Source organism: Lacticaseibacillus mingshuiensis, assembly GCF_016861785.1.
GTDB classification, from domain to species: domain Bacteria; phylum Bacillota; class Bacilli; order Lactobacillales; family Lactobacillaceae; genus Lacticaseibacillus; species Lacticaseibacillus mingshuiensis.
The window spans coordinates 1-19,246 of the sequence record NZ_BOLS01000027.1; the positions used below are offsets into that span (position 1 = coordinate 1).

Sequence of the window (19,246 nt, forward strand, 5' to 3'; positions counted from 1 at the left end):
TGAAACACCAAAGCAGCGCAGTCCCGTGTGAATCGTGGGATTGCGCTGCTTTTTTGAAATTCTATGAATAATCCAGGATTCATCCTGTCGTAAGTACCCGACCCCCATCCTTTTCGTCAAGCAGCTACTTCAGATGGAGCAATTTTTCGGCATTACCGAATGCGAACTTCTCCTGCTGAGCTGGGGTCAGATCGCCCGCGGCCAAAAACGCCTGCACATTTTGCGGTTGCTTGTAGGGATAGTCGCACGCCATCATCAGGTGATCCTCGCCCATTTCATCCAGCAAAAAGCGCAGTTGCGGGCGCGTCAGCATTCCGCTCGGTGTCACCCAAACGTGCTCGCGGTAATAGTCGGAGAACGCTTTGCGCAGGCCGGCATGCGGCGTGAATTCGTCATCGAGCCGCTCAAGAAACAGCGGCACCAATTCGCCCCAATGCCCTGAGATCAGCTTCAGGTTCGGCAGCTTGTCGAAGATGCCGCTGGCGACCATGCGCAGGACCTGCACGCCGACGTCCATGTGCCAGCCGTAACCGGCCGAAGACAGGATCCCCGTCACCACATCGGACCACTGATCACTGGCAAAATAATGCGACGTGATCTCCCCCGGGATAAATGACGGGTGAAAATAGACCGGCACGCCCAGATTGCTCGCGGCCTGGAAGATCGGGAAGAAGAACGGATCGTCGAAGAGCTTACCGCCGAAGTTACCCTTGAGCAACACCCCGCGCAAGCCCTTCTCTTCAACCGCCCGATGCAACTCTTTGGCCGCCGCCTGAGGATCTGCGACCGGCAAAACGGCCAGCGCGGCAAAGCGGTCCGGATGCGCCGCAACCACCGCCGCCAGATCATCGTTCGCCTGCTGGCACAACGCGATGGCCTGCGCAACCGGAAGATTTTGCGGCTGGGCGTTGCCAAAAGACAGCACCTGCATCGCGATTCCCTGCGCATCCATGTACGCCAGCCGTGGCCCCGTGACATCCTGCATCGTTGCTGGATCAGGTAGCTCCGTTGCCATGTAGTGCCGCATCCCCTCGCTCAGCTTTGGCACCGGGGCTTGGCCGCTACTTTGCGCGATCGCCGCGGTGATGTCGGGAAATTCAATGTGTTCTTCTAAAGTGATCACTCGCATGTGAACACCGCCTTTCACTTGTATTCACACTTATCCTAGTCATCCGCAATGGAAAAGAAAAGCCCAAACAGGTGCAAAATGTCCCGTTTGCGTAACCTCGATTACAGCCATCCCGCCAGCGTGCTGCGTGGCGACGCGGGGTTGAGCCGCTGCAACAGACCGGCAAATTGATCGGCCAAATACTGCTGAAGCTGGGCGGTCTCGTCTGCAAGCGGCGCAGGATCGGTCGCCAGCAACCAGGCTTTGACCGCGGAAAACATCGCGGCCGCCAGCATGTTTTGTGTAAATGTCAGGTCAGTGTCGTCGAGCGTGAGGTGTTCGGCCTGCCCCATATCATGCAGGATGTCCCCAAACATCGCGGCAAAGTGTGTCTGGATCACCTCGGCTGGGGCATTTTGCACATCGAGCATCAGGACCTGCCGATAAAAAGCGCCGTTCGCCGCGAAATATTGCAGAATGCGCGCGACGGTTTGTGGCCAATAACGATACGTCCTGCAATAGGCCGCCGCGTTATCGACTTCCGTTTGGTAGATGTAAGCCAACACATCGTATTTATCGCGGAAATGGTCGTAAAAAGTCTGCCGGCGCAGGCCCGCTTCCTGCATGATCGTCGTCACCGTAATTGCACTGAACGGGCGCGTCAGGACTTCGCGTTTGGTTGCCGCACAGATTGTCTCTTTGGTTGTCATCACATGCCTCCAGTCGTAGTGTACCACCGCACAGCCGGACAAAACGGGGCGATTGTCCGTTTTCCTTATTTTTCGTCAGTGGTATGCTGAAGGCGAAATGAGAAAGGAAGTCATCACATGACAAACGTTTTGATTTTAGGCGCGCATGGCCAGATCGCCCAGCTTGCGCGGAAACAATTGATCCACGATACAAATGCGGCCCTCACCCTATTTTTGCGGAACGCAGGCCGAATCAAGGATGTGGACACCGCGCGGGAAACGGTGATCGACGGCGATGCCACGGATGTCGCGGGGCTGACCGCTGCGATGGCCGGCATCGATATCGTGTACGCGAACCTTGGCAATCGCGGCATCGAGGCGCAGGCCAAGGCGGTCGTCGCCGCGATGGATGCGGCCGGCGTGAAGCGGTTGATCTGGATCTCGACGCTCGGCATTTACGACGAGGTGCCTGGCGCGTTTGGCAAGTGGAACCACGACCAGCTCGATGGCGGCTATCTGGAGCCTTACACCGCGGCGGCCGCGGTCATCGAGGCGTCCGACCTCGCGTACACGATCATTCGGCCGGCCTGGCTGTCCAACAAGTCCGTGGTCGATTACGAGCTGACGGAAAAAGGCGAGCCCTTCAAAGGAACTGAGGTGTCTCGCCAAAGCGTCGCGGATCTGGTCGTCAAATTGATCGAAGACCCGACTGCGCATGTGCGCGCGTCACTGGGCGTGGATCAGCCCAACACGGACGGTCCGAAACCTTCCTTCTATTAAAGTGGCCGTCATTGGAAAATTGGAATGCGCCTTCCTCCTATTGATCAGGAAAAATGCAGTCACTTTGAGAGAGTGAAAAATGCAGTCACTCGACTTGAGCGGCTGCATTTTTTTGCCTTACAGTTTAGTTGATTTCTGGTCGATCACTCGAGGATGGTCGTTGCGATGCGCCCCTTTGGCATTGTGCGGGCCGGATAGTCCTCACTGCTGACACCGACCACGAGGCCTGCGACCGGCGTGCGATCTGTAGGGATGTTCAGCTGTGTTTTCAACGACGGATCCTTGGCGAAGGCCTGAAGCGCGCCCCAGATGTGGCAGGCGCCAAGGTCCAGTGCCACCGCCGCCAAGTTGATGTTCTGCACCACCGTGGCCGCGTTCGAATAAGCCATGTTATCGCTGGCCGTGCCGGTCAACGGTGTCGAGACGACGAAAAATGCCGGTGCGCCGTATAAAATATTGGCGTTGCCTGCCGCCTCGCTGATCGCCGCGAGCAACGCCGGCTTTTGCACCACTGTCAGGGTCAGATCTTCATAACGTCCCATTGCGACTGGCGACGCATATGCCGCCGTCAAAAGTTGTTCCGTTTGCGTCTTGGTCAACGGTTCGCCGGTATACGTGCGCACCGATTTGCGATTTACGATCGCAGTCATCACATCCATCTCAACCGCCCCTTTCTAACGCTTCCATTGTATCATCACGGCCTGTGCGTGACCCACTTTTTCCAGCATGTCACAGGGAGAGATGCCGGGGATTGGCGGGCGGGGATGATGGCGCGGGGGTGGCGGGCGAATTTGGTGCTGATTTTGGAACTGAATCTGATTTTGATTCTGCTTTCGATTCTGATCCTAATATCGATTTTGCTTCTGATATCGTTTCCAATTTTGGTGCTGGTTTTAGATGTGAGTCGGACCTTACTTCAGCAGTTGATTCCGTCGATGGTCGGGCCGAATCGTCGGGCTTAACCGCCTCTGTTGGTTTTACAGGTTCGCTCGGTTTCGCCGGCGTCACCTGAGCTGTGGGCTGGCCGGGTGTCGGGGATTTGGCATGTGCATCTTCACCACCCACCGGCCCCGCCACTTCTGTCTTCGCGCCGGATCCACTTTCTGACACTGGCTTGGCTTCAGCTGTCTCCGTTTTCTCTTGCCTCTGCCGCAACGCCTTCGCCGCCGCCACACTGCGCGACGGAATCATTGGCTCGTCGCTGCCCGCCCGAATGCGCGCATAGGTCGCCATGACTTCCGGGTCCTCTTGTTCGCCCACCTCACGCGGCTGCCAATGCTGCGCCCGCCACTCTTCCGGCAGCGCCAACGTGCTCAGCAGCGGCAACCCCTGATGCTGGCGAAACGCGCGGTCTTCATTCAATGTCCGAAGCAGTTCATGCCGATAAATAGGATCCACGACACGCGTTTTATCAAACGGCGGTGCCTCAAATCCGGCAGTCGGCTCCCCCGGCGTTAGTTTCACGCGCCGCGAGGGTTCGATGATCGCCGCTTGGGGCAGCTGGGTCGCGAGCTTGAAGCGGGTCTCCCGTTCCAGTTGTCGTTGACTTGCCTGCGTGTCTTCCATAAACTCTCGCGCATGGTCGCTGAGCTTTGCCGCCAGATGCGTCTCGCGCCGCAATAATCGTTCGATCGGCAACTCGCCCTTCAAGTATGACTTGGACATCTTGTCGACATTTTTCGTCTGCTCACGGGTCAACTTCGCCCATTTTGCCCATGTCACCAGATAGTCCACGATGCGCCTGCGTGTCCTGCCCTCAGTTTTTTCGATTCGAGCCTGATACTCGACCTTGACCAGATTGGGAAAATTGTGTAGCGTCCCGCGTACATCAAGCCGGTCTCCAATGTGTAGGTTCAGTCCTGCGAGTTCTGAGGTGAACAACAAATGATAAACACGCGGGGGCCTGTCGATCCGTTGATCATCCTCATCGAAAAACTCATCTACCCCAATTTTCACCGCATCTATCCGTCTGGCCGCTTGCCAAGGCTCACGAATATTGAACGTTTCACCACCGACTACCCACCCTGCCAGATGAATCCAATCGTCATTCGCCATGATCCTCACTCCTTTGAATTTGAGGTCACTATACGCCCAGCAAGTTTTTTTGTCTTGTTATTTGCTTGCTCAAAAATGTACAGATTGTAACCGTTTACGATGCCGAAAAAAGCGAAAATAAATCGAGACAAAATAGTAGACGGGATTTCAACATGGTGTTATAGTAATCGCGTTAACTCGATTGCAGGTGTGGGCCTTGCTAACCCACTGATCTCCTGTCCAATACTTTCGGTGGTCCTGCCGGCGTTGTCCGGTTGCCGAACGATCGTAGCTTTCCCTTGAGTCTCATGGGGCCTGTCTCACCGGCGCTGGCGCGTGTCTGGCGATTCGGGTATAAGCGTTAACAACGGATGCCATTTTCATCTGGTGTTCAAAATGGGTCGGATGGATCACCGTGTGTGCGTGCAGTGGAGTAACGAACACACGGTACATAGGGCGCGGCACCGACTCCCGCGCAGACAGCGGCACGTTCGTAACTGAAAATTTCAAAAATGGGGCCTCTCGAGGCCTCTTTAGTGTGTCTTGAGTCGCTAACTAACGATTTTTTGTCGGTTAGCGTTTTTTGATTCATTTTTTTCGTTGACCATTTTTTTCGAGTCGCAACTAAACTCCCGCTCCTTTTTCGCGACCCTTTATTTTCAGCCGGATGCAAACAAAGCACGCCTCTGTTTCGAGGCGTGCTTCGTCATGACGCTATTATTTGGACAGATTATTGTTCTTCCAGCGGACTTGCCAACACATTCCGTTGTGTTTTAAGCCAGTTAAAAGTCGCCTCATTATTGCCTTGCACGTAACCGTATAACGGCGAGATCAGCTGTGCGTCGATGCGAGCCCGCGCTGCATCGTAATCCAGTTCTTTAGGCGGCGCGACCAAAGTTTCGAGCCACAACGCGGCGATGAACATGCCCTCATCCACGCTACGGTCATATGCCTCTGCGCGAAACTTTGTGGCTGGTTGATCTGGATCGCCGAATTCGCGATACAGTGTCCGGCGCCATGCAGCCGCTGCGCCTTTTGTGAAATCATCTTCCGCCATCTGCTGAACATCGGCATTCTGCAAAAGAGTAACTGCCTCAGCATTGTTTTGATACATAACAGCGAGTGCTTTCCCGTATAGCGGCAGTGTGTAGATCATCCCCGCGCTGAATGCATTTTGCATCCGCATGACGGCTTGCTCATTGGTCTCAGTATTTTGAATCCGTTCAATGGCATCACTGATGTCTTGCTTGACCTGCGCGATCTGTTGCTCGATCTCTGTCATAGAGTCGCCCCCAATTTGTTTACAGATAGTGTAGCATTCATGGGGCAAGAAAGCGCTACGGAAAACACGGTTAGCTCGCGATCAGTAGGCCGTCCTACAGCCAAGCTCCTGTACTAGCAGTCTAGTTAAGTAACTGCCGTTCTCGATAGTAAGCTTATTCACCCGCAACAAACCCTTCATTGAAATAACAAACGTGCCTATAATCGGTGAGCAAGAACGGAGGCACTCATTATGATCAACAACCAAGCACAACAAGCCATCAATGTCGGCAAAACAGCCGCTGGGGCCGTCGCCCTGAGTCCGATTCCTTTCACAGACACGGCGGCGCTGATTCCCATTTGTCTCACCATGCTCAGCGCGATCTATCGCGCGTATGACCGATCGATCACCGATCAAGATCTCAAGGATGCGCTGGACGGCGGGTTTGCCGGCGTGCGCGCCAGCCTCAATCATCAAGGCGTCATGGGTTTTGCGGTGCGGCAAGTCGCCGGCAACGTGCTGAAACTCGTGCCGGGCATCGGCACTGCCGCAGGGGCGATTCTTAATGGCACCGGCGCGGCGGCGTTGGTCGATCGGCTCGGCCAAGATATTGCCACCGCGCTATCGGCCAACCAGATTCAGGACAGTTTTGACCTGCGTTTTTTCATCACGAAAAGCATTACGGCATCTAGCCACTAGGAGGCTCACATGGAGATCGGACCACTTTCTGAATGGGTCGCGGGGATCGCGGAGCTGCTCGCGGTCTGCGTCGCGCTGTTCCTACCGTATTACAACGAGCGCAAAAAGCTTCGCCGCAAGACACGCAATCTGCGGGTGTCGCTGGTCAAATGGGGAAAGCAAGCCCTCGACGGCGACGCGTATGCCCTGCGCGTGCTGGATATGTACCTCATGATCTCGTACATGGGCAACATGAACGCGGACTTCGAGCTGCTCGTCAGCAAGGGTCGCGCCCTCACCGACGCAATCAAGGCGCTGCCGGCCGCCACCGATCCCGCGTACCAGGCGCAGCGCACCGCGATCGAAGCGCAACTGGCCGCGCTTTAGCCAACCGACCGTCAGCCCACTTCATCGAAGAAGCGGGCTGGCGGTCTTTTTTGAAAAATAGCGTGCGCGCTGCCCGCCTTGCCTCCGGTTCACCCCAAGAATATACTTAAAACTCGTTGGGCCATTGCACCTCGGCCCGCCTTGGAGTGTTGGAATGGATATTCTTTTAGTGATCATTGCCCTTATTTTCGTCAGCGCCCTTCGCCCGCGCGCCAACACGGCAGACGGCGATTACCTTGGCCGCGACACGACTGCCACGATCAACGGGCTGTTCATGTTACTGGTGCTGTTCAGCCACCTGCAGGATTATCTCGGGCGCAACCAACCGCTAGCCAAACTGACCGGCGTGTGGATGGCGACCAAAGGCGAACTCATCGTCACCACGTTCCTCTTTTTCTCGGGCTACGGCATCATGACCCAGATCAACAAGCGTGGCAGCGGCTACCTCAAGGATTTTCCCCGCCGGCGCCTGCTATACATCTGGCTGCAACTCGCGGTGGCCGTGACGCTGTTTGCCATCATGAACGTGGCGCTCGATCGCCATTTTGCACCGATGAAAATACTGCTCGCATACACCGGCCTGACGTCGATCGGCAATAGCAACTGGTACATCTTCGCAATCTTGTTGATGTACCTGCTCACCTACCTGTGCTTCCGCCTCGTGCCTGACCACCCGCGCCGCGCGCTCGCCCTGTTGACCGCCGCGACCCTGGCCTACTGTGTGATCGGCGCCTGGACCCTGCCCGTGTGGTTCTACAACACGATCTTCTGTTACCCAGCCGGCATGGCGTTCGCGCTGATCAAGCCGCGCATCGACCGCCGCCTGCAAGCCAGCGCCCTCGCCTATTGGGGAACGGCCGTCGCCAGTTTCGTCGCATTCGTCCTGCTGTACGTTGCGGCGGCCAAGTCTGGCGGCATCCTGCGCGTCTGCTTCATCGAAGTCGCCTCGATCCTGTTCGTTTGGCTCTTCGTCTTGCTTGCGATGAAAGTCACACTGCGCCAGCCGTGGCTCCGCTATCTCGGCGGCCGCGCGCTGTTTGCCCTGTACATGCTGGCGCGCATCCCCATGATCATCGGCCAACACGTGGGCCTCACCAGCCAACCGGTTGTCTACGCGCTCGTGGTGCTCGCCGCAACCCTGGGCCTCGGCTGGTTGTTTGATCAAGGCTGCGACAGACTGTTGCGCCGTGTTCGGGAAAAATAGGGTGCGGAAAATGTGACGTTCTGCCCCGGATTGGAAAACTTGATTAGGACGAAAAAAGTGAGTCGCGCATGTTACGTTGCGACTCACTTTTTTGTTGGCGCGAGAAAGATCGACGTCGCGACCGCGGCACCATGACGGCCCTCCATGCACGGGCATCACCCTATTTGTCTTTAAGATAGTCCCAACCACGGAAAATGCTCGCCGCAGCCGCCAACTCGCCACCGATTGGCAAACTATTTGTCTCTATTTTGCAGATATGCAAGTGAAGTCCCGCCACTGCCATTGAGCAAAAATAATCCTGATTATATAATTAACAAGCAATCAATTTTAGCTAGAAAACAAGCTGGAGGACAGGCAATGGCTGAAAAAAGCTTAGTCGATCAACTCGAGATACAGGCGCCACAACGCCCGAAACAACCGAAAAGGGGTGCGGGCGTCAAACGCATCGTGCTAATCGTGGCCGCGCTGCTCGTTTTAGCCGGCGCCGGACTCGGCATCGCCCATCTGCACTCGGGCCAACAGGCGAAAGCCAAGGATCAGCCGACCCACCAAAAAGTGACCAAGCCGAAGCCACGCGAATGGACAGCAAAATTATCAGACCAGGAAGCGCTGGAAGTCAAAGCCGCAGAAGCCGCCGTCTTAACGGCCATCTCAGACAAGCAGACACTCCTGAAAAATACGGGCGCGACCACCGACTCATCGGAGCTCCAGCAATTGTTCAAGGCCGCCCTCACCCAGATCTCCGCGATTCAAGGGTCAGATACCACCTTGTCTGCCATCCGTGATGCCTACACCAGCCTGGTCAAGGGGGCCCAAACACCCTCGCTGAAAAATCTGCAGTATGCACGATCCTATCTTGGACTACTTAAAGGCAAAGATAGTGCGATTGCCAAGCACATCAGCGACACATTTTTTAAAGAGAAGCAGGCTCTCACGCAGATCACCGCGCGGGCGGCAAACCTCACCGCGTATGCCACAATCGAACAAACGCCCGCTTTGCCGCAGACTGAGCTCACAACCACACTGGCCAAAGATAAAGCCGTCGCGGAAAAAGCCAAGGCCGCGAAACTCGCAGCCCAAAAAGCAGCAGCGGCAAAACTTGCGGCCAAGAAAGCGGCTGCGGCGAAGGCTGCAGCGGCCAAAGCAGCGGCGGCACAAGCTGCGGCAACACAGGCAGCGGCGGCCTCGACTCAATATAGTGCACCGAAGAGTTCGACACAATCGAATTACTCTGCTGGCACTAGTAGCACTCGGCAGTCCACTCAATCCAGTACGAAAACACAAAGTTCAAGCACCCCATCCCGGGCCACCCAAAATAGTGCCGCTCAAAGTTATGCATCTCAAGATCGTTACATTGGAGTTCCAGAAAGTAATAATAATTATGCCAGCAAACAATCCGGCAGTGATGCACTGCATTTCGACATTCCATAATTCGTCAATATTCCCGGTCTCAGACCGGGTTTTATTATGTTGTACTTTCAGCAATACTAGCCCTATATACTAGTACAAAGGAGACCGCACAATGAAATTCAAAGTCTCCATTTTGCAGATATGTATGCAAATGACCCTCGCTTCCATTGAGCAAAAACAATCCTGATTATATAATTAACAAGCAATCAATTTTTAGCTAGAAAACAAGCTGGAGGACAGGCAATGGCTGAAAAAAGCTTAGTCGATCCACTCGAGATACAGGCGCCACAACGACCAAAACAACCGAAACGGGGTGCGGGCGCCAAACGCATCGTGCTAATCGTGGCCGCGCTAGTCGTTTTGGCCGGAGCCGGGTTTGGCATCGCCCATCTGTACGCGGATCAACAGGCGAAAGCCAAGGATCAGCCGACCCACCAAAAAGTGGCCAAACCAAAAGTGCGCGAATGGACGTCTCGATTGTCAGACCAGGAAGCGCTGGAAGTCAAAGCCGCAGAAGCCGCAGTTTTGACGGCCATCTCAGACAAACAGACACTTCTGAAAAATACGGGCAATACCACCAACTCATCCGAGCTCCAGCAATTGTTCAAGGCCGCCCTCACTCAAATCTCCGCGATTCAAGGGTCGGATGCCACCTTATCCGCCATCCGTGATGTCTACACCAGCCTGGTCAAGGCGGCCCAGACACCCTCGCTGAAAAATCTGCAGTATGCCCGATCCTACCTTGAGATACTCAAAGACAAAAACAGTGCAATTGCCAAACACATCAGCGACACATTTTTCAAAGAGAAACAGGCCTTGACGCAGCTCACGGCGCGGGCGGCCAAGCTCACTGCGTATGCCACAATCGAAAAAACGCCCGCCCTATCGCAGACCGAGCTGAAAGACGCGCTGGCCAAAGACAAAGCCGTCGCCGCAAAAGCCAAGGCCGCGAAACTCGCAGCCCAAAAAGCAGCGGCAGCAAAACTTGCGGCAAAGAAAGCGGCTGCGGCGAAGGCTTCAGCAGCCAAAACCGCAGCCGCCCAAGCTACGGCTGCATCGACTCAAGCCGCCTCAGCACAAGCGACGACTCAACAGGCAACGACCCAAAACAAGGCGCAACAAGGTTCAACTCAAGCGGGTTACTCAGCGGGCAGCACTGCAGCAGCTCAGAACACACAATCTAGTACGCCTGCGAAGTCTGCGACGGCAAGTACCCAATCGTCCGCATCAATGACAAGCGGTGAAAAGAAGTATGCGTCACAAAGCCATAACATTGGGGTGCCAACGAGTTCAGAAATAGTGAATGGTACTGGTGAGGAAAAAGGACCCACGATAAATGTCAATGATGAACCTTGATTCACTACCTGTCTAACAGAGATAAAACCAGTGCGGAACTGGGACAAATGTCTCAAGATCAAAGCAAAACGGGTGGAACCTCATCGATTGTCTGATGAAGTCCCACCCGTTTTGCTTGTTTACCAGCCCGTCTTCACAGCTCGTTGAACAGCTTTTCCATTTGTCCAACCGCAAAAATGGTAATCGGCTCACATTTTGCTTGCCCGGCACTGCTGATTGACAAGCGATGGAGGTTTATACGCGACTTCATGTGACTGAAGAACGTCTTTGGCTTGATTTTCCTGCACGCAAGGACGGATACTATCCAGGCCCGTTAATAGGCTATCGCGGGGACCCCTGCCATTGCCGCCAAGTCCCGATCCAGTCTCATTGCGCCTCATCATTCCCCAAGTCCTCAGTCCGAAACTCGAAGAAGCCTTCATAATCGTAGGAGGCATCGATGCTCTTGAAGAAGACCTCTTTGGAAAAATCGTCCGACAGCGCGTTGAGAAGCAGGTACTTCAACTCCCCAGAACTGACCTGGCTGCGCATCATCGCGTTCAAATAGTCGGTCTTATCGATCCGATTCCAATCCGCAACCTGACCAACGCCCTGCTTCAACATCCTGTCCAGCCAAATTCGAGTGGCGCGTCCATTGCCTTCGCGAAACGGATGCGCAATATTCATAGCCGTATACTTCTCGATGATCTGGTCAAAATTGGCCTGTGGCTCCCCATCGATATAAGCCAAAGATTGCTCAAGGTAGATGCGTGGCGCAAATTGGAAATCGCCCTTCGAGAGATTCACGTTTCTGACTTTCCCGGCGAATTCATAGACGTCTTGAAACAGGAAGTGATGAATACCCGCGAGGCCCTTGAATGTCCCTACCTCGAGATCATCCAGCATGCCTGTCTCGAACATCTCCCTGGCTCTGCGCTTCGTTAACAATTCCTCTTGTTTGTGAAGCTCGGCCGCATTGGTCAGTCCCAGTTTGTTCTCCAGCATTTGCTTCGCCTCCTTCACAGTTTTTCTAGTCTCCAACCGTCAAACAATACCGCCAAATCGTACAACCAAACCTTAACGGCAAATAAAATGCTGATTGGCATCGTCTACGATCTGAAAAAAAGGGCGATTTCGTTCCTTTTGAAAAATCCTTCTAGAGTCGGGGGCGTGGGCCCCAGTCAACTAGGAAGTCGACCACGTATTCTGGAGTTCCTTCATCTTTTCAGTGGCGTCCGGCTGCTAGCCCTCACTACGCTGAATTACCAGCAGATTGCGAAGAGATTCCAAAGGAGAGCGGTCGCGATACCCTGCTCAACTGGCACCCCGGATCATCGAAACTGAGGCTCCACGTGATAGGTGTAGCATCAAACGCAGCCTTCTCCTCAGTGGTTGGCCTACCCAATTCTGCCAGCCGTTCTTCACGACTCGGAAGCAAGCGCAGCATCCGCCTAAAAGCCGCCTGCTCATCCACGGAATCCCACTCCGCCAGATAATACCGCATCAGCGATAGCATAAACTCTGCTCGATCCAGCTTGGTCAGCGGTAGCAACAGATATTATCCGGACACCAACGTACCTGCCGCCGCATTCGCCGCGATCAGGGCAGTGCGCTTATTGCCATCCTGAAAAGGTTGTAGCTTGGTCAACTCAGCAAACACCCGCCAAGCATCGCACTCCGTCTTCTCGGACCGCTCAAAGCAAGAAACAATCACCGCAAGATCTTTGCGGGTAACCACGCGCAACGGAAAATAGGCCTGACCACTCTTTGAGCTAAAGCAAATTTCGGTATTGTCCTCGGGGTCATCATCCGCATTTCGAAGATGTCCTGTTCGCTTCGGTTCCTCCTCAGAAGGCGAGTCAAACGAGGTATTGGTTGCAACGATGCCATCTATACTGAGCCCTTGCTCGTTGATTACCTGCATCCCCTTGAGTGCGCCCTTAGAAAAAATGGGTAACTGGATATACTATTCTGGCGTAATAACATCGTAGTACGAAACTGTGGGTGTAGCAAGTACCCCGACAAGAGTGCCTCGGGTCATCTGTCCTATCCAAAGGCTTTCTCTTGTCCTACGTGTAGAATTCGAGGAACAATCTGTAAAAACGCCACTACTGACACTAACGAAGCGACCACATCACAGATTGGCTGAGCGAAGAAAGCTGAATCCGGCCGAAACAGTATGGGAAGCAGCAAGACGCCGCAAACGTATAATCCCTTGCGGAAAAGAGAGCAACCCAACGCCAACCCCGACTGTTCCATGGCGATTCCCATGTCGGTGACCGTCCACTGTGCCGCCATGAAAAGCACACCTGCTGAATAAATCCGGATGTAAGGCACTGCTCGATTGAGTAGCAACGGGTCGGAAGTAAACAGTCTAACAACAAATGGCGTCGCAAATAGACTGACTATCATCATGATGCCGCAGAAGCTGAGACAGACAAAATAGACCGACCAGAGTGCACGTTTAACTCGAGCGTATTGGTGAGCGCCGAGATTAAAACTGACGATTCCTTGACACCCCATCGTGATGCCGCTCAATGGGGATGTGATCATCAGCATGTAACTCTGAATGATTGTTGCACAAGTTACCAGCAGATCTCCTTCACCGGGACCACCCGTCCGGTGAAGAACCGTGTTCAGCAGGATCAGAAGCCCGCTGTCTAAGGCATAAGTCAAGAAAGGCGCAAGGCCCAGACGGATGATCTGCCGCCAAAGCCGTCTATCCAACTTGCCCCAGTGAAGGTTAGCGCTCAACGGCAGGCGATAAAGGCAGAGTATCGCGAAGCCAGCAGAGACTGCCTGAGAAATGACGGTCGATGTCGCCGCCCCCATCACCCCTAAGTGCAGACGGAAGATTAGGATCGGGTCAAGCGTGATATTGAGGAGCGTACCCGTCAGCACAGTACCAACGCCCCACCCGGCGTGTCCTTGGGCAATCAGGAAACTATTCATACCGCCTGCAAGCAAGGCAAAGGCCGTTCCAGACAAATAAACAGTCAAAAACTCGAGCGCATAAGGATATGTGGCAACGCTGGCGCCAAACCACCAGAGTAGTTCTTTTCGCAACATCAACACCAAGACGGTCAAGCCAATACCGAATCCAAGCAAAAGTCGCAAGCAGTTGCTGATGACCGCCTCTGCTCGCTTCGTGTCATGAGCACCAAGCGCCATGGCCATGATTGGTGTACCACCTTGCCCGATCAAGTAACAGAATGCGTACAACACCGCGATGATGGGACTGCATATCCCGACGCCTGCCAGCGCATCGCTCCCAATCCCAGGAATATGGCCGATAAACATTCGGTCCACGACGCTATACAGGACATTAACGAATTGCGCCAGCATGGTGGGGAGTGCCAACCGCAACACGAGCGGGAAAATCTTGTCTTGACCTAAATTATTCTGTCTCACTGATTCTTGTCCTCCTTTGATCTGTGCCTCAAAGGAGTTCAAATGAAGATAGACGATAGCGACAATTACTGGTAGCGCTGAATGATCCTTTTCGCGGCGGTGACCAGTGCTTCACGTGCCGCAGCCGGCTCGATCACCGTTACTTGGTCCTGAAACGACATCAGCCATTGAATAAGGCTGTCCAGATCACTGTATTCACCTTCGAGCAGCAAGCGCCCGTCGAATTGGGTCGTCAGTTGATCCGGGCTGAACTCATCGACTACCCGCCATTTAACGGCCGGATTGAACAAAGCACGAAACCAGATAGTCTCGTTCTCGGTTCTTTCGGCATCAAGGGAAGGCTCAGCAACCACTTGCGGGACAAATTCTCCGACCTCAGTGAGCTGCGCGATGCGGTTCAACTTATACAGTCGAGCATCCTTCTGCGTTGTATCGAAGCCCCAGAGATACCAGTTTGACCATTTAAAGATCAGAAAATACGGCGCCACTGTCCGAATTGCTTCATGGGTTTGTGACGCATAGTTGAACTGCAGCCTTTGGTGCCGCTCGATTGCGTCCTGGATTGCTGTGATCTTGGGCGCAAGTCGGGCCCTGTACCAGGACGACAAATCGATTAACATATAATCTCGGCCACTGACGAATTCGGTTGAGCCTGCCTGAATTTTTTCCATCAGACGCTCATAATAGTGACTGCCACTTACACTGTCCAGGCTGCGTAGGCCAGCCATAATGCCCCGCATATCTCTGGAGGTCAATAATGTCCGGTCGATCCGATAACCGTCAATAATTGAAATTCCGCCACCCCTTCCACGCTTAGCGTAGACAGGGATTCCAGCTTGGGTAAGAACATCAATGTCGCGATTTATGGTTCTTCGAGACACTTCAAACCGCTCTGCAAGCTCCGGAGCAGTAATTCCATCCCTCTGAAGTAAGATGGCTAAGACGCCAATCAATCTGTCAATCTTCATATAAACTCCTTAACGCAAACAGAGTATCAAAGTAAACACGACATCTATCTGTCATGTTACGACAAGAACTGTTGAAAGACGAGGATTAGCTTAAACTGTCACTAGTCCAAAATTCCATCCAGCCCAGTACCCAAACCGAAGAACTTGTTGCATGATATCAGGCAAAGATTCTTAACGGGAGAAAGATTTGTTAAACGACCGCGCTTTTGCCCCCGAAATTGTCCTTATTAATAGTGACGGAATAATTCGGTCAGGTCTCTCACTGAACGCTGACTGATTCATCTGTATTATGCGTGAAGAGAAATTCAAAAACTTTATTGTTTTTCCCATACGTTGCCCTCAGAAGTCTGTATATAGTGCATGTCAAAATTATTCTTTGACAACTGGATAATCACCCCTCCCTTGGCACTTACGGTCACCTCTATCCAAATATGAACACAGCCGCCGTCCAGAGGCTAAATGGTATCGTCGCTGTCAAACCTGCAAAGACAGACATTGCCCAAATACAAGCTAACAGTAGTACAGTCCAGGATTAAACCGAAAGTTGCACACCATCAAGAAAGGTAAACAAAAACGCCGGTCTCCCGGCGTTCCCACGTATTATCTCATTATTCCCACTCAAGCGTATCTTCAGCGGCGCTAACCCGCGTCATCACTAGTTTTCTATGCCTCGACTGCCATTTTGGCGGGGAGTTTGGCGGGGCTTAATTGATCGTACTTCACAGCCTGATTCCCCACGAACCGCACCTGATTCTGACCCGCCGTTTTGATCGTGATGTTGCCTGCAATCTGTTCGGCGATGTCAGCATCCAGCCCGCCCCACAAGTGCGAGTAGTGCTTGAGCGTAATCTCAGGTGACGAGTGGCCTAAGCGCTTTGACAACACCAGCACCGAGACGTTGAACTCATTGATGAGATACGACGCGTGACTGTGGCGCAGCCCTTTGCCTTCGACCGGGTGCACCTGCGCCAACTTGGCGTAGCGGTGGATAATCCGCGAAATCGTCGACTTGGTCATCGGCAAGCCGTCATAGGTCATGATGAAGTCATCAATCCCACCCAGCCCGAAACTCGTCTGTATCTCGCGCCATCGCCGCAGAATCGCCACAGTGTCATCATCGAGCGTCAAGATCCGCTTGCCGCTGTCCGTCTTCGTGTAGTCGTGGCGTTCCCAGTCATGCCGGTTCTTCATCACTAGCATATGGTCAACGTGCAACTGCTTCTTGGCGAGATCAACATCTCGCCACCACAGCGCCGTGCCTTCGTTGACGCGTACGCCAGTCAGGAAATACAGCCACAACATCACGAAGTTCAGGTGCCCGTAGACATCATCAATGCAGATTTGAGCAATAACTTGTTCAAACTCAGCTTTCGTCCAGAACGGCACGCTGCTTTTGGCCTTAGGAATCGCCTTGACTCGCTTCGACACATTGCTGGACAGATACTGCATCTGCACCGCGTGATCGAGGGACTTGCGGAAGCAGCCGAACACCAATCCAGCATAGCCTTGCGAGTAGCCCGCACCACCGTCCTTTTCATCCGTGAGCAGCCACGTGCGGAAGTTCTGCACGTCAGTGATGTCGATATCGCGCAGCAACTGGTCGCCAAACCGTGCGATACAGATATCAAAACTGCGATTGCGGACAGCAAAGGTGCTTTCCTCCACATCGGTCTTATACGCTGGAATATACGCGTCCTTCATGAACTGACGGTAAGTCATGCGGAAGTTCGTAAACCCATGCGCCTCATGATATTCACGCTTCACCCGCGTCAGTTCCTTGTTCGCCGCAAACGCGGTGCTGAATGGCATTCCTTGACTGTCCTTCCGCCCTTTCTTGCGGACGCGCTTACCACTCATCTTGTCGGTGCCTAACTCGGTTTCATAGTAGAAGTTACCTTTGACGTCTATGAACACGCCTGGATATTTGGTTTTACTCATTCTCAACAGCTCCATTCATCGGTGATCCGAGAATGGACTCAACGACAGAACGCGGTACGCGCCCTAAGTTTCGGTTGAGATACAAGGGATAACCCTTTTGTACCATCCTTTGCTTCGCTTGTCTAATGATATCGCGCGCAGTATGCTGCTTAAATCCTAATGCCATCAGATCTTGATAGCAGACAAAACTCTTATCCAATTACGTCACTTCCTTCTCGTTGATTGAAGTGAGATAATCAAACCAGATAGGACCCAAATCTTATCTGTGAAGGGTGACTACTTGCTTTGGTCGGCATAGTCGCTCTTTTTTGATGTCTCACTCGGTTCTGAATCCGTCAAAACACCGTTGCGGTGGTGCTGATAGTGATGAATCAAGTCCCAGTGCCGTTGCGTCAGCTTCCCGCCGTCAATGATTGCCTTCAGCTCGGTGGTGCCATTATATTGATCAATCAGCTGCAACATCTTCAGTGACGGCGCAACCTGTTTCCTCAGCCAGCGGGTAATGTGTGCATAACTCAATGGTTCAGGATTGGTTGATAGTCGTAGCTTGTCGCGATAATTGCCGATGAAAGCATCCCAACGCGGATCTGTCGCCCACTGACTTTTGGCTTTGTGGCTCGGCGTCAAGAAGCGCAGATAACGGTTGATGATGCCGAACACAACTTTCTCTGGATCACGCTCTGCCAACAGATTCTTAATAGCAGCAGCGGCGCGCTTGCGACGTAGCCGGACCTCAAAGCGCGTCCGTATCGGCTGGTCTTCTATCGCAATCTCAGGGTGCTTCTGGTGTTGCTCAAAAGCCTTGTCGTAAATACAGAAGTACACCTCACTTTGCGGCGATCCCAGATACAAAGTTCTTCCCGATACCTCCCACTGCTTGGTGCGATTATCTCGGAAGCCGTGAAAACGCGAGGTGAATTCATCGCGGTCACACTTCTCAATCAAGGTCGGCACATCGAGCAAACCATTACGATCATTGATGGCGAGGTCAACACGGGTGAAATGACCATCAAGCGAAATGCAGGTCTCTAAGAAGTCGTACCAGGTGCGATCCTGCTGACGCAAATACGATTCAACGTAGCGGCAGCCTTGGCCCTTCAGCTCAATCATCGTGCCGCTATCTTCGCTTGGATCATAGCCGTCTGCATTGACATCTTGATACGGTGACAGCAACACGTCGATTTCACCACATTTGAAAGTGGCACTGTAACCATAGCGTGCACCTTCTTTGAGATTAAAGTGATTCAGGTTAATCTGGAACAGTTCGGTCACCAGTTCCTCATAGTCGTGCGACTTGAATGTGACGCCCAAGTAATCAATACATACGTCAATGTTGTTCTGGCCGGTCAGTGACCGCAGCGCTAACGTCAACCGCAGCCGTGCTTGTTCGTTAATCGGCTTATTCCCCGTCAGCAACTGATTCAAATGCGATCGACTGTAAGCAGCCGTCTTCGCTAATTGACCTTGAGTAATCTTATGCGTGCGCATCTCATCATGAAACTGGTTTAGCCAGTCGGTATTCGTCATCCCGCCGACTAAGTTCAAATCTTTCAGCATGTTAGCTCCTTTCGAAGTAACCTGACAGCAAAGCCGCCTTTCTGCTTACGCAAAGTGGCTTGCCATCGGCGCTTTCGTCCTACTTACGTGTATTTTGTCTCTAATATTTGCCCCCCTATTAGAGACCGGGGGCTTGTGGCGGCCGGCTAACGCTGACCGCCACCGCTCGCGCTAGCGGCTTTCGCGCTGCACGCCGCGCACGGCGGCGTACGTTGCAAGACCCTTCCGGAAGGTCTGTGAGAACTTTCGCTCTCAACATATACAGACGGTTTGTAGGACGCGTTTTGAAACTGAAAGTTGAACTGTAACGGGATCTTAATGTTCATTACCGAATTACGTGACTACTGCCCCGAAGCCATGCTATGAAAATTCACTCGCTAACAATATCAGCTGCATGGTGCAAAATGACCGTAAATTGCAAGAACAAGTTAGCCAGTCGTTGAGGGCAATCCCAGAACAGGCCGTTATCAAATAGAAGTTGTGGCG

The 19,246-nt window shown here is 53.2% G+C and carries 18 protein-coding genes; 6 read left to right on the plus strand and 12 right to left on the minus strand.

Features of this window, described 5'->3' with window-relative positions; all coding sequences use genetic code 11:
• Positions 1-124: 124 nt before the first annotated feature.
• Both JUE67_RS11915 and JUE67_RS11920 read right to left on the minus strand, forming a co-directional pair.
• On the minus strand, positions 125-1,129 hold the full coding sequence (locus JUE67_RS11915; protein ID WP_203628564.1) for an amidohydrolase family protein: 1,005 nt from the start codon (positions 1,127-1,129) through the stop codon (positions 125-127).
• Between the two features lie 101 nt (positions 1,130-1,230).
• Positions 1,231-1,818: a TetR/AcrR family transcriptional regulator C-terminal domain-containing protein gene (locus JUE67_RS11920; RefSeq protein WP_203628563.1), complete on the minus strand. Its 588-nt coding sequence runs from the start codon at positions 1,816-1,818 to the stop codon at positions 1,231-1,233.
• 117 nt (positions 1,819-1,935) lie between these two features.
• Between JUE67_RS11920 and JUE67_RS11925 the strand changes: the two genes are divergently transcribed.
• Entirely contained in the window at positions 1,936-2,577 is a 642-nt protein-coding gene (locus JUE67_RS11925) for an SDR family oxidoreductase (RefSeq protein WP_203628562.1), read from the plus strand.
• Between the two features lie 143 nt (positions 2,578-2,720).
• On the opposite strand, the gene JUE67_RS11930 is transcribed toward JUE67_RS11925, so the two are convergent.
• The 3 genes from JUE67_RS11930 to JUE67_RS11940 form a co-directional block, all read right to left on the minus strand.
• Positions 2,721-3,236 (minus strand): nitroreductase family protein, encoded by a 516-nt coding sequence (locus JUE67_RS11930; protein ID WP_203628561.1) that lies wholly within the window; start codon positions 3,234-3,236, stop codon positions 2,721-2,723.
• 70 nt (positions 3,237-3,306) lie between these two features.
• A complete protein-coding gene (locus JUE67_RS11935; protein WP_203628560.1) occupies positions 3,307-4,632 on the minus strand; it encodes a hypothetical protein in 1,326 nt (441 codons plus the stop codon).
• 709 nt (positions 4,633-5,341) lie between these two features.
• Positions 5,342-5,893 (minus strand): hypothetical protein, encoded by a 552-nt coding sequence (locus JUE67_RS11940; RefSeq protein ID WP_203628559.1) that lies wholly within the window; start codon positions 5,891-5,893, stop codon positions 5,342-5,344.
• Between the two features lie 231 nt (positions 5,894-6,124).
• Between JUE67_RS11940 and JUE67_RS11945 the strand changes: the two genes are divergently transcribed.
• The 5 genes from JUE67_RS11945 (at position 6,125) to JUE67_RS11965 (ending at position 10,907) form a co-directional block, all read left to right on the plus strand.
• Positions 6,125-6,571 (plus strand): DUF697 domain-containing protein, encoded by a 447-nt coding sequence (locus JUE67_RS11945; protein ID WP_203628558.1) that lies wholly within the window; start codon positions 6,125-6,127, stop codon positions 6,569-6,571.
• A 9-nt stretch (positions 6,572-6,580) separates the two neighbouring features.
• Positions 6,581-6,937: a hypothetical protein gene (locus tag JUE67_RS11950; protein WP_203628557.1), complete on the plus strand. Its 357-nt coding sequence runs from the start codon at positions 6,581-6,583 to the stop codon at positions 6,935-6,937.
• Positions 6,938-7,091: 154 nt separating this feature from the next.
• Positions 7,092-8,141 (plus strand): acyltransferase family protein, encoded by a 1,050-nt coding sequence (locus JUE67_RS11955; RefSeq protein ID WP_203628556.1) that lies wholly within the window; start codon positions 7,092-7,094, stop codon positions 8,139-8,141.
• Positions 8,142-8,498: 357 nt separating this feature from the next.
• Entirely contained in the window at positions 8,499-9,572 is a 1,074-nt protein-coding gene (locus tag JUE67_RS11960) for a hypothetical protein (RefSeq protein WP_203628555.1), read from the plus strand.
• Positions 9,573-9,794: 222 nt separating this feature from the next.
• Positions 9,795-10,907, plus strand: coding sequence for a flagellar basal body-associated FliL family protein (locus JUE67_RS11965; protein WP_203628554.1), 1,113 nt, complete (start codon positions 9,795-9,797; stop codon positions 10,905-10,907).
• Positions 10,908-11,273: 366 nt separating this feature from the next.
• Here JUE67_RS11965 and fic read toward each other — a convergent pair whose 3' ends face one another.
• From fic to JUE67_RS12000, 7 genes are all read right to left on the minus strand, one after another.
• Positions 11,274-11,891, minus strand: coding sequence for a protein adenylyltransferase Fic (gene fic / locus JUE67_RS11970; RefSeq protein ID WP_203628553.1), 618 nt, complete (start codon positions 11,889-11,891; stop codon positions 11,274-11,276).
• 553 nt (positions 11,892-12,444) lie between these two features.
• Complete coding sequence (locus tag JUE67_RS11975; protein ID WP_203628552.1) at positions 12,445-12,810, minus strand: Fic family protein; 366 nt, start codon at positions 12,808-12,810, stop codon at positions 12,445-12,447.
• 122 nt (positions 12,811-12,932) lie between these two features.
• Complete coding sequence (locus JUE67_RS11980; RefSeq protein WP_203628551.1) at positions 12,933-14,297, minus strand: MATE family efflux transporter; 1,365 nt, start codon at positions 14,295-14,297, stop codon at positions 12,933-12,935.
• Positions 14,298-14,362: 65 nt separating this feature from the next.
• The gene (locus JUE67_RS11985; protein WP_203628550.1) at positions 14,363-15,265 is read right to left on the minus strand and encodes a helix-turn-helix transcriptional regulator; all 903 of its coding nucleotides are present in this window, start codon (positions 15,263-15,265) and stop codon (positions 14,363-14,365) included.
• 663 nt (positions 15,266-15,928) lie between these two features.
• Positions 15,929-17,203, minus strand: coding sequence for a tyrosine-type recombinase/integrase (locus JUE67_RS11990; RefSeq protein ID WP_203628549.1), 1,275 nt, complete (start codon positions 17,201-17,203; stop codon positions 15,929-15,931).
• Positions 17,196-17,402 carry a DUF3173 domain-containing protein gene (locus tag JUE67_RS11995; protein WP_003575700.1) on the minus strand — a complete coding sequence of 69 codons (207 nt, stop codon included), beginning with the start codon at positions 17,400-17,402 and terminating at the stop codon, positions 17,196-17,198. Before JUE67_RS11995 ends, JUE67_RS11990 begins: the two co-directional genes overlap by 8 nt.
• Before the next feature lie 77 nt (positions 17,403-17,479).
• A complete protein-coding gene (locus tag JUE67_RS12000; RefSeq protein WP_203628548.1) occupies positions 17,480-18,760 on the minus strand; it encodes a replication initiation factor domain-containing protein in 1,281 nt (426 codons plus the stop codon).
• Between the last annotated feature and the right edge of the window lie 486 nt (positions 18,761-19,246).